The sequence below is a fragment of the Acidithiobacillus ferriphilus genome (assembly GCF_018854775.1).
Taxonomy (GTDB): Bacteria; Pseudomonadota; Gammaproteobacteria; order Acidithiobacillales; family Acidithiobacillaceae; genus Acidithiobacillus; species Acidithiobacillus ferriphilus.
Window position 1 is genome coordinate 1 of record NZ_JAAZTY010000157.1, and the last position, 10,806, is coordinate 10,806.

General features: G+C 59.6%; 14 protein-coding genes and 1 pseudogene. 3 read left to right on the forward strand and 12 right to left on the reverse strand.

Features of this window, described 5'->3' with window-relative positions:
• Window positions 1-268 precede the first annotated feature (268 nt).
• Genes HF921_RS10755 through HF921_RS10765 form a run of 3 tightly spaced genes read left to right on the forward strand, consistent with a single transcriptional unit; the run spans window position 269 to window position 1,629 of the window.
• Entirely contained in the window at window positions 269-898 is a 630-nt protein-coding gene (locus tag HF921_RS10755; protein ID WP_226834492.1) for a tyrosine-type recombinase/integrase, read from the forward strand.
• A gap of 48 nt (window positions 899-946) precedes the next feature.
• On the forward strand, window positions 947-1,183 hold the full coding sequence (locus HF921_RS10760) for a DUF4160 domain-containing protein (RefSeq protein ID WP_215848741.1): 237 nt from the start codon (window positions 947-949) through the stop codon (window positions 1,181-1,183).
• Window positions 1,180-1,629: a DUF2442 domain-containing protein gene (locus HF921_RS10765; protein ID WP_215893797.1), complete on the forward strand. Its 450-nt coding sequence runs from the start codon at window positions 1,180-1,182 to the stop codon at window positions 1,627-1,629. Before HF921_RS10760 ends, HF921_RS10765 begins: the two co-directional genes overlap by 4 nt.
• 160 nt (window positions 1,630-1,789) lie before the next feature.
• Here HF921_RS10765 and HF921_RS10770 read toward each other — a convergent pair whose 3' ends face one another.
• The 12 genes and pseudogenes from HF921_RS10770 to HF921_RS10825 form a co-directional block, all read right to left on the reverse strand.
• Window positions 1,790-2,440 (reverse strand): hypothetical protein, encoded by a 651-nt coding sequence (locus HF921_RS10770; protein ID WP_081258209.1) that lies wholly within the window; start codon window positions 2,438-2,440, stop codon window positions 1,790-1,792.
• A gap of 467 nt (window positions 2,441-2,907) precedes the next feature.
• On the reverse strand, window positions 2,908-4,077 hold the full coding sequence (locus HF921_RS10775; protein ID WP_226834494.1) for a carbohydrate porin: 1,170 nt from the start codon (window positions 4,075-4,077) through the stop codon (window positions 2,908-2,910).
• Window positions 4,078-4,419: 342 nt separating this feature from the next.
• A complete protein-coding gene (locus HF921_RS10780; RefSeq protein ID WP_064220015.1) occupies window positions 4,420-4,800 on the reverse strand; it encodes a hypothetical protein in 381 nt (126 codons plus the stop codon).
• Window positions 4,801-4,864: 64 nt separating this feature from the next.
• Window positions 4,865-5,386: an inorganic diphosphatase gene (gene ppa, locus HF921_RS10785; protein ID WP_064220016.1), complete on the reverse strand. Its 522-nt coding sequence runs from the start codon at window positions 5,384-5,386 to the stop codon at window positions 4,865-4,867.
• Between the two features lie 21 nt (window positions 5,387-5,407).
• Window positions 5,408-6,169 (reverse strand): 3-deoxy-manno-octulosonate cytidylyltransferase, encoded by a 762-nt coding sequence (gene kdsB / locus HF921_RS10790; protein ID WP_064220017.1) that lies wholly within the window; start codon window positions 6,167-6,169, stop codon window positions 5,408-5,410.
• Complete coding sequence (locus tag HF921_RS10795; RefSeq protein ID WP_064220018.1) at window positions 6,166-6,348, reverse strand: Trm112 family protein; 183 nt, start codon at window positions 6,346-6,348, stop codon at window positions 6,166-6,168. Before HF921_RS10795 ends, kdsB begins: the two co-directional genes overlap by 4 nt.
• Window positions 6,348-7,346 (reverse strand): tetraacyldisaccharide 4'-kinase, encoded by a 999-nt coding sequence (lpxK, locus tag HF921_RS10800; protein ID WP_064220019.1) that lies wholly within the window; start codon window positions 7,344-7,346, stop codon window positions 6,348-6,350. The genes HF921_RS10795 and lpxK overlap by 1 nt, the downstream gene beginning before the upstream one ends.
• A complete protein-coding gene (locus tag HF921_RS10805; protein ID WP_064220020.1) occupies window positions 7,343-8,488 on the reverse strand; it encodes a hypothetical protein in 1,146 nt (381 codons plus the stop codon). The genes lpxK and HF921_RS10805 overlap by 4 nt, the downstream gene beginning before the upstream one ends.
• Entirely contained in the window at window positions 8,485-9,171 is a 687-nt protein-coding gene (locus tag HF921_RS10810; RefSeq protein WP_064220021.1) for a lysophospholipid acyltransferase family protein, read from the reverse strand. Before HF921_RS10810 ends, HF921_RS10805 begins: the two co-directional genes overlap by 4 nt.
• A 3-nt stretch (window positions 9,172-9,174) precedes the next feature.
• Window positions 9,175-9,579, reverse strand: coding sequence for an ExbD/TolR family protein (locus HF921_RS10815; RefSeq protein ID WP_064220022.1), 405 nt, complete (start codon window positions 9,577-9,579; stop codon window positions 9,175-9,177).
• Window positions 9,576-10,196 carry a MotA/TolQ/ExbB proton channel family protein gene (locus HF921_RS10820; protein ID WP_215848731.1) on the reverse strand — a complete coding sequence of 207 codons (621 nt, stop codon included), beginning with the start codon at window positions 10,194-10,196 and terminating at the stop codon, window positions 9,576-9,578. The genes HF921_RS10815 and HF921_RS10820 overlap by 4 nt, the downstream gene beginning before the upstream one ends.
• 93 nt (window positions 10,197-10,289) lie before the next feature.
• Window positions 10,290-10,806, reverse strand: a pseudogene (locus HF921_RS10825) (ComEC/Rec2 family competence protein); the annotation flags it as partial.

Sequence of the window (10,806 nt, forward strand, 5' to 3'; positions counted from 1 at the left end):
GGCCTGTTCGATCAGGGAACGTGCCGCTCGCCGAAGTACGCCTTCAATGCCCAGGCCCAGCTCTCCCATACCACTCTCAAAAACGGTACTATCTTTCACGGCGCACTCCTCGTTGCTCATTGGTCGGCAAACCCTTTGTAGCAACAGTGCGCCACCTCACTCAAGTCAGATGTAATCTGCCCGTACACCACTTTCGATTATAGCTCCCGCCATATTCGGCAGCGGTGAGAGAATGGCCTCCTACCAGCCTCACAAGGGAGATTGTGTCATGCAAGCCAAAGACCGTTCAACCTCTCCGTCCTCCGCGCCCTGGAACAAGGGCAAGATCGTCGGCCAAAAACGCCCCTTCAAGCTGCAAGAGGTCTGGGCTATCCGGATTCGTCTGCAGTTGGCGTCCAGAATCCGTGACCTTGCGCTTTTCGACCTTGCTATCGACAGCAAGCTGCGTGGCTGTGATCTGGTGGCCCTGCGTGTCAGCGACGTTGCTCACGGACAAAGCCTTTTATACCGAGCGATAGTCCTGCAGCGTAAGACGCAGCGCCCCGTTCAGTTCGAGATCACCGAACCCACTCGAACGGCGGTCGCGGCCTGGATCGCAAAGGCAGGTCTGCGACAAAACGATTACCTCTTCCCCAGCAGGAAGCACGACTCTCCGCACCTGTCGACCCGACAGTATGCGCGGATCGTCGATCGGTGGGTGCGATCCATCGATCTGGATCCTGCCGAGTACGGCACCCACACCCTGCGCCGCACCAAGGCGACGCTGATCTACAAGCGCACCAAAAATCTCCGAGCGGTTCAGCTTTTGCTGGGACACACCAAGCTGGAGAGTACCGTCCGGTACTTGGGCATTGAGGTGGACGACGCCCTGGAGATCGCGGAACAAATGGAGGTATAGGCAGGACCATGCCTTGAGATAGTGCAATAGATGCCCTATCCTGAGCCTATGACGACGTATCCCCCGGTGGATGATTGGCGCGTGCGCATCAACGGTCGAGAGCCCCATCCGTTGCCTCACGTCCACGTCCAATTCCGGGATGGATCACGGGTATCCTTGGCCATCGAAACCGGGGAGTTGCTCTCAGGCTTTGTGACACCACGGAAGCGATTGGTTCCCGTGCGCGCTTGGATAGCGGCGCGTCGGGAGACGTTGCTGGCGGAATACCGGAGGCTGAACCCATGAACCATGCACCACAAATTCGCAAAGCCGAGATCACCGGGCCATTCCAGGTCACCATCGAATGGTCGACTGGAGAGACCTTTGTGACAGACCTGAGCAGCACCACTGGTCCCAAGCGGGAAGGAGACCCCTTTGCCGCTCTCCACGATCCGGCGATTTTTGCGCAGGCCCAAAGCGATGACTGGGGAGATGGCCTGAGTTGGCCGGGCGGGCTGGACCTGGGAGCAGACCAACTGTACAACCTGGGTCGCCAGCAGGCAGGCCTGCCCACGCGCGAGGACTTCGCCGTATGGATGGAGCGAAACCGGCTCAGTCTGAATCAGGCCGCCCAGGCTATCGGTATGACCCGCCGCATGATTGCCTACTATAAAAGTGGGGCTAGACCCATACCGAAGACGGTTTGGCTGGCCTGCATCGGCTACGAATCCTTGCGGCACGAGGCCGCGTGATCCAACGCGAAATGGGCGGTCATGCAGCAAAAGCTGCCGTTCGGTGGCTTTTGTCATTGTCCTGTTTGGAAGCCGATCCTGTCTGCTGACAACAGCTTCCGAGAACCGCACCCCATTGATTCACTATGCTACCTGTATATTTCTCTGTATCGCACCTAGGCTAATTATTTCTGAGTTTATGAGGTTTTTCTTGACGTTCGAGGTGCCTCACAATCTTCTTGAGCGCAAATGAGATTGGCGACATTAAATTTTTGTTCAACTGTTCTATATTATCCGTTGAACGATATTCAACTGACTTGGCGATCAGAGCGGCAGGGTCCCAGTTTCCTGCGTGCGGAGTTGAAAACTCATCTTTCAGTTCTTTCTCCAGCTTTTCTCTGTTGAGTTTTATCCTGTTCCCGCAGCGCCACAACCAAGGTGTTGCTACACATTTTCCTTGTATTGCCCCAAACAAAAAACCCACTTGGAATAATAAAATCTTATTTTTAGATTTTATGCTCCACGAATGATCTTCTTCGATTTGTTTTTTGCGCTTGGTAGTCACAACATATTTGTCGCGGGTCAGATCTTTCAGATTTATCTCGAATGGCTTGGCAATCTGGTCGAAAAAACCTTGTATTGCGAGACGATACACTTTGTCAGCCTCATTGAGGAAGATCTTCCGATCCGCGGTGTCAGGAACAATGGCCAGCATCGACTCGGTAAAAGCCTTGATCTCGGTCATGGCATCGTCGATGCGCTTGCCGATGTCCGGCTGTTTGGCGGCGGCCTGCACCCTGTCCCAGCGGCCCGATAAGGGCACCCAGAACACGCCTTCCGCCGTGTATTCGTCGCGGTCTTCTGCTCATCCGCCACACGGGAGACGGGCTTCGCCCAGTGCGGAATGAGTCCCCAACGCATCATCGCCCATTCTGGACCAGCGCCCACGTCCCTGATCACTGAACTGAGCAACATGATTTCATCGCGGCTATGTATGGCGAGATGACAGTGGAGCTCAAAGACAGATGCCAGCTTGAATAAGTCGGGACCCCAGAAAGTTCAGCTATCTACAATAGTAGTATTATTGGGTCGCCTAAAAATTCATATGGAATGCCCTACAAACTAAAAGTAACTTTTTTAATTTCAAAAAAATACCCGCATACGCGGGCAAAATAAGGAGAGAGGATGATATGAAATGGTATTTCAGCAGAAAACGACGTTGTTTATTGATTGACAGATGACTTCATCATTTGCATATTGTCATAACAGGTCCGATATGGTAGAGATTACCCAATAAAATCATGAGAGTCGCATGTGAAGCCTGAGCAGACCCACCAAGGCGTTGGGATAATTTCCGCTTGGATGGATGACATATTGCAAGTCAGGCTGGAGATAGAGATGGGATATGATTTTGGCGGAGTAGTAGCATTCAAGGTCGGTTTCCGCCGTGTGCGGTCTACCCCGCAACCATGCCCGCGTCATGCCGATTCCCAAGCTGTCGCCAGGACGGGCCAACCAGAAATGACGAAGCCGTAACCCGGCACCCAGATACCATGGCAGGGCATTGACCGGGTTGGGCGCGGCTCCCAACTCCAGGAATCCCCCCCAAGCCATCCCAGCCTGTTTCCACCGATACTCTCCTATGGAATACAGACCACTGGTATCGTTACCCAAAGCAGATTGATATTGAGGGAGCTGACTGTTTTGCCAGGCGCCAACCTTCAGCGTATAGTGACCGCCGTCCAAAGACCCGCTCCGATCGGCCTCCAGCAAAATCATGTCGCCGCGATCATAGGGGTCCCGTAAAGGGTGGATGGCATCTCCTTCAAATACGCCACCCATGGCGGTCCAACCGTCTGCGCCGTAACTTCCCATCACACCCAGACTGGAGAACGGATAGGAAGACGCGGCAGGCACATTGACACCAATAGTCGGCGTGAATCCATAGGAAACATTCAAGAACCGGCTCGCCACCCCGCTTGTATCGAAATAATCATTGGCACTGATGAGTCCTGCCCGTAGCGTGGCATTGCCTATATTTTGGCGGTAATACAGTTTATAGAGTGCGCCCCTGCTGAGGCCCGTCAGGTTGTTTACGCCTTGAATATCGCCCACATAGTTCTCCGGACTGCTATTTTGGATCGCTAAAAACTCGGTGACCAACCGACCGCCGGACCACCACCCGGCGCGCGCGGTATTAAATGCAAAACCCGCTTTGCCGGTAGCATTGCCCACCGCTCCCGGTGCCACTCCCCCAGAGAAGTTGTCCGCGCCATCCAGGCTGAGGTGCAGATTCCATGAAAACGCGTTGCTGAAACTGGTGGCATCCGCTGTGGATGCTGTCTGACAGGTGAAGGCACATATCCCCAGGCAAAGCAACCAGACGGGACGACGCGTACGACACGGTGGGCGCGGCTTTAAAAGCAGCGCAAGACAAACGTTACGTCCATTACGAAATGGTGGCATCATTTGGCCTCAGAGTGACCTTCAAACTAATGGCATCTTACTTTTACAAACCAACAGGTTAATTATCCCACGGTGTTCTCGTGGGCAATAACAATATAAAGTCCGAAATACTCTTCATATAGCGTATAGCACCAACTATAACTATTACAAAAAGCATCGTTAAAGTTATTGACCACGCTGATATCAGCGATGGAAACGAGTTGATTCATCCGAACAGGATCAACCTTACGGCAAGTTCAGGGAGTTGGTAAATGCGGCAAATTGTCGCACCCCGCCCTTTTCTGCCGCATCATCGGCATCAAGGTGGCATGTAATACTATGTAACCCATCCATAACTGCCACCCATTACCGCCGCCAATAGGGCGCCAATAATAACGCTTCCGGCACCAGCGTTTTAATCGCTGCGGGAATTTCCAGCGTTAAACCAGGGCGTGGGCGGATGCTGACCCACAATAAATTCGTACGCATATTGAGATCGGCAAATACTACCCAGGAGTCGTAATGGTGCAATACGGCGTTGATAATACGCAGGGTGTGTTGCTGGCGAATACCGCTTTTCTGGCGGAGCCCGGGAAAGATCATACGGAAATCGGCGAGGAGATGGCCGGCATCATCGCGGCTAGGGACCCTTTTCCAGAGAGGCTCGTCTGGTTGCAGATCGGCAAAAACAGACGGCTTGAGAGCGGTCGATTCGGGAGATTTCAGCGCCAACAGTGATACAGACATGGGGCTCTCCTGCATAAGCGAGTCGCCCTCAGTCTGCCTACTTCGCCGCAGGGCGGCAAGAGCTTCAGGCGTAGCGCGCGGCGTCCGCTTCGATGATTCTGCGGGCCTCGGCCACGCTGGCCCAGTCCTTGAGTTTGACCCACTTGCCGGGCTCTAAATCCTTATAGTGCTCAAAGAAATGGCGGATCTGGTTGCGCAGTGGCTCGGGCAGATCACTGACATCCCGGATAGCGGAGTAACCGGCAGCGACCTTGTCGTGGGGGACGGCGACGATCTTGGCATCGATGCCCTTCTCGTCTTCCATCATCAGCACGCCGACCGGCCGGGCACGGATCACGGCGCCGGGAGCGACGGGCTGGGGCGCCAGAACCAGACAATCGGTGGGATCACCATCGTCGGACAGGGTGTTGGGGATAAAACCGTAATTGAGCGGATAGTGCATGGCGGTGAAGAGGAAACGATCGACAACGATGGCGCCGGATTCCTTATCCAGTTCATATTTGACGGAGGAACCCTGGGGTACCTCGATCACGACATTGATGTCATCCGGCAGTGACTGGCCGGCCGGGATTTTTTTCAGGTCCATACAATAACTCCTTGTGGATGATCAGGAAAAAAAGGCGCGCACGCGGTCAAGGTCGGCGGCGGTGTCCACACCTGCTGGGGGCGCTTCTGCCGCGCAATATACCGCAATCTGCACGCCGCGCTCCAACGCCCGCATCTGCTCCAGCGACTCGATATTTTCCAGAGGACTGGCGGGCCAGACGGCATAGTCCTGCAAAAAGGCATTGCGGTAGGCGTAAAGACCGAGATGCCGCCACCAGATGCCCGGGGTTTGCGGCAAAGTCTGCCCGCTGCTCAGGGGGAAATGGCTGCGATCCCAGGGCATAGGGGCGCGGGAAAAATATTGAGCGCAGCCGTCGGCATTGAGCGCCAGTTTGACCGTATGGGGATCGGCCAGATCATCCCAGTGGGTGACGGGGACGGCGGCGGTGGCCATCTGCCGTTGCGGATGGTCCAGCAGCAGCTGGGCGGTGGCGTGCAACAGGGCGGGCGTCATGCCCGGCTCATCACCCTGCAGATTGACGATGACGGCGTCGTCGGCCAGTCCCAGCAGGCGCGCGGCCTCCGCCAGGCGCTCGGTGCCGCAGACATGTTCCGCGGCGGTCAACAGGGCTTCACCGCCATAGCTGCGGATGCAGTCCACCACTGCGGGGTGGTCGGCGGCTACCACCACCTGCGCTGCGCCGCTTTCCAGCGCACGTCGCCGCACCTGCTCGATCATGGGGACGCCGCCCACATCCAGCAACACCTTGCGCGGCAGGCGAGTGGAGGCCAGCCGGGCGGGAATCAGGACGCAGAAGCTCACGCGGGCTTGTCCTCGTAGGGTTTGGCCTCGTCAATGAGCAGCACCGGAATGTCGTCGCGGATGGGATATTGCAGGTGGCAACGCGGGCAGCAGAGGGCCTGACGCTGGGCGCAGGGCTGCAGACTGCCTTTGCATCGCGGGCAGGCGAGCAGGTCCAGCAGACGGTGGTCGATACTCATCAGCTTCTCCAGGGCAGCAATGATTGCTCCAGCCAGGGCTGAAAGGATGGCTCCAGCTCCGCTTCGATGCGCAGGGTCCAGTCGTCGGCCTGCGCGAATTCCCGGCATTTTACGGCATCCTTGGCGGTCATGACGAGGGGGCGGGGCAAATGGGCGATGTCGCTGGCGCAAAAGGGGTGGTGGTCGGAAAAAAATCGAGGGTCAGGGAAGGCGCCCAGGCCCTCCAGGCTCGCAATAAAACGCTGCGGGCGGGCGATACCGGTGACCGCCGTTACGTGCTGTCCCTGCAGACTGTCGAGGCTGCGGGAGCGGCCTGGATCGTTGACGGCGACGAGGTCTTTGGGCTGGATGCGGAAAAGAAAACGGGGTGGCCCGTTGCGCTCCGGGATGGCTGCTGCTGCTGCGGCGTCCATGAGCAAGGCATCGGCATGGAGCATGACGTCCGGGCGCTCGCGCAGGGGGCCGGCAGGGAGGCAATGGCCATTGCCCAGGGGACGGGGGCCGGAGAACACCAGCAGACGCAGGCTGGGTTGCAGGGCGAGGTGCTGGAAGCCGTCATCCAGCAAGGCCAGATTGTGACCATCCGCAGCGGCTGCAGCGATGGCGCGATGGCGGTCAGGGCACAGATAGACCGCTTGTGTCTGTTCCTGTTCCTGCGCCAGCAACAAGGGTTCATCCCCGGCCTGTTGAGGACTGTCGTCGCGTCGCACCCGATAGGGCCAGTGCGGCGGTCGGGCGCCGTAGCCCCGGCTGATGATGGCCACCCGCCAACCCGCTGCCGTGAGTTGTCGCGCCAGCGCCGCCACCAACGGCGTTTTGCCGCTGCCCCCTACGGCCAGATTGCCGACGACAATGGTGGGGATGCTCGCCGCCCTGCCCTGTAGGTGCCGCCGTCGCCACCACGCCACCTTGCCGGCCAGCGCTCCCAGAGGCCGCAAGGCGGTGGCCAGCGCCCCGCCCTCCTGCCATTGCTGCTCCAGGGTCTGGCGGAGGGTCACCAATCAAAAACCCGTTGCAAAAACTCCGGCAGGCGCTCGCCCGCGTGACGACGCTCCTGCCAGAAAATACGCCGGGTGGCGTCACCGCGCTGGCGGGCGGCCATCACATCCCCGCGCAGGGCTTGCCAATGACCGAGAATCTGCGCGGGGTCCTCCAGGGTGAGGATGGTGTCGGCGTCCAATTGTTCGGCGGCGTTCAAAGTCACGCCGGGGCTGACGCTGATGGGCCGGGAACCGGCATAAACCTGCCACTGCAACATCGGGGAGGCGGTCTGCAGATGCACCGCCTGCGCCGCCGCCGACAGGGCCGGATACCAGCGATCCGCATCGACGGCGATCACCGCTCCGGCGGGCAAGGGCGCGCGCTGCCACCCGGACAGCCTGGGCAAATCCGCAGGTGCATCGGCGCCACCGAGAAACAGTAAGCCCTGCCGGGACAGGGGCGAAGCGGCCCAGGCCTGCCGCCATCCGGCCCACTGGGCGGCACTCAGCCCTTGCGCCCACCACAGCAGGCCCTCGTCGGTACCGCTGATCATGGCCCGGAAATTGGGGTCGACCTGGGCGATGGTGAACAGGGTGGCGAAGTCCACGGGTTCCTGAACGGCTTCGGTGATGCCACGCCCGGCCCAGGCCCCGGCCTGACGCGTATCCTGCGGGTAGACAGCCTCCAGCGGCGCCGGAATCTGCGAGCCGGGATCAGCTGCCATCAGCACGGCGGGTATCTTTCCCCAGCCCAGGGCGGCGGCAAGCCGTGGTCTGGGCGTCCGGCCCAGCGCCAGATAACGCAGGGGCGACAACCGCTCCAGCACCCGTCCCACCGCCTGGGGGTGGTCGCAAGGCCCGAAACCATAGCCGAGCCGCTCGGCACTCTCGGTGTGCTGTTTCAGAAGGGCCGGGTACTCCGTCTCAAAAGTCATCACCATGCGCAGATCACGGCGCTTTTCGGCGATGGCTTTCGCCAGCTCAATACCCAGTCTTTGCTGGTCAGCATCGCTGAAGCTCTGCATCCACAGGATAGGACCGCGCTCACCCGGGGCTTTGATCCAACCCCAACGGGCATTCGCCTGCGCCGTCCGCCCGGCGCGGGCGTCCCGCCAACTGGCCCAGCGCGCGCGCAGCAGGCCGTTTTCGTAATACGTCATGATATCTTGTCTTGCATTTCAATCCGCCCGACGCGTGCATCAGCGCGTTGCCGCAAATCAATCATGGTCGCTTCAAGCGTCTGCTGCAAAGCGATCAGAGTATCCTTATTGGCGTCGCGCGGGATCCGCAGCGGTTCGCCCCAGAGGATCACCCCGCGCGCGCCCGGCAGCGGCAGCAGAAAGCCATCCCAACTGGCGAAACGTTTCGCCCAGCGTGCCGAGTAGGTTACCGGCACGATAGGCAGACCGGAAATGCGCGCCAATTCGATAACGCCCTCTTGCAGCACTTCGCGGGGGCCGCGCGGACCATCGGGGGAGATGGCCAGATCGTACCCCGCATGGGCGGCCCGCAGCATCCCCCGGGCGCCCTTGACCGCCCCGCGCCGGGTTGAACCGCGCACCGCACCGTAACCCCAGTGCGCCATGGTGGCGGCAATCAGTTCGCCATCCCGATGTTCGCTGACAAGGATTTTTATCTTACGTCCGCCCACCCGCCAGTAGGCATGGGCGACCATAACACCCCGCCCATGCCAGAAGGCCAGCAGGAAAGGCTGTCCGGACTCGATCAGGGCGCGGACGCTGGCATCCCCCTCCTCGTGCCAGCGCACACTGAGGGCCATACCTTTGATGATATAGGCCGCCAGTGCGGCCACCACACGTAAGGAACGCCCTTCCAGCCGCACGGGTCAGTGATTGCTCAGGGTTGCGAAACTGATCCGGGTCAGGCCAGCTTCCTGCGCCGCGTCTAATACATCGATGACGTACTGCTGCGTCGTATTCTTGTCCGCGCGCAGGACAATCACCCGCTCGGGATCTTTGGCCGCCAGCGCTTTGAGTTGTCCGGTCAGATCGGCCATAGACATAACCTGCTTATTCATGCGCACTTGGCCGCTCGCGCTAAGATCGATGGTGATGGGCGATTTCGGCTCACCGGCGGCGGCCTGCTGGGCTTTGGGCAATTGCATGGAGAGATGGGACTGATGCACAAAGCTGCTGGTGACCATGAAAAATAACAGCAGCACCAGCACGATATCGACCATGGAGATCACATTGATCTCCGGCTCTTCACTCACCCGCGGGCGCAGATTCATTTTTCAGTCCCACTGGCTATGAGATTCACCAGTTTCAGGGCCTCTTTTTCGAGGGACAACACCAGCGTATCGACCTGCCCTTTGAAATAGCGATAGAACATCAGGCTGGGGATGGCAACGATAAGGCCGCTGGCGGTGGTGATAAGCGCCTCGGCGATGCCGCCCGCCAGCGCCTTGGGATCACCCGTGCCCACCATGCCGATAGCCGCAAAAGCGTGCATGATACCGAACACGGTTCCGAGCAGGCCCAACAGGGGCGCCACCCCGGCGATACTGCCGAGAAAGTTGAGGTAGCGGTCGAGATGCGCCACCTCATGACGGCCAGTTTCTTCCACCGACTCTTTGATCACGTCGCGCGGCTGTCCCGCATCCTGCAGAGCCGCCAACATCATCCTGGCCAAGGGCGTGTCGTTTTCATAGAGTAATTTGACCGCCTGCTGTACCTTACCCACCCCTACCAGCTCGGCTATCCGGGCCGCGAGATCACGCGGCGCAACACGCCCCCGCCGCAAGACCCAGAGACGATTACCCGCGATGGCCAAAGCCACAATTGCCGCCAATATGAGAATCGGCAGAACAAATCCGCCCATTTTAAATAACCCCAGCAACTCTTGCACATCGCCTCCAGAACCCGTTCGATTGTGACGAAGCCGGAATATAGCATATCGCCCAGGAAACGGCAGCGACCGGCCCCGTGCAGACGTCCGCGTTCAGGCGCCGGGTTGCCAGTAGGCGGGCGCTGGTGGCAGGGCACGATGTAAGCGCCCGGCCTGCCAGGTCCATGTGCCCGACTTGCCCTCGCCCAGGTAAAAGACCTGCGCCTGCGCTGCCGCAGCCGATAACGCCGCTCTTTCCGTGTTGCCCAGACTGGCGGGGGCGAAGATGGCCTGCACCCGATGCAGCGCGGCACCGTGCTCCGCCGCAAGCCGCTTGACCGTCGCGACGTCGGCGTCCCCCAGAATAAGCACATCGGGTCCGGCGCCCCAAGTCACCATGCAGGGCTGGACAGGTGCACTCAGGGTCAGAAAATGCATTCCTGTCGGTGCCACGCCGTCGGCCCGACAGAAAGCCGGTGCTGGCGGTCCGCCGGGATAGTCGCGGGCTCCGGCAGGCCACCACTGGCGGGCAGCGATAGGCAGCGGCTGGGGTGCGGAAATGTCGCTGCGCAACCACGCATCCACCCGCGTCACGCCCTGCTGGCGCAGCGCCGCCGCAGCGGCGGCCTCG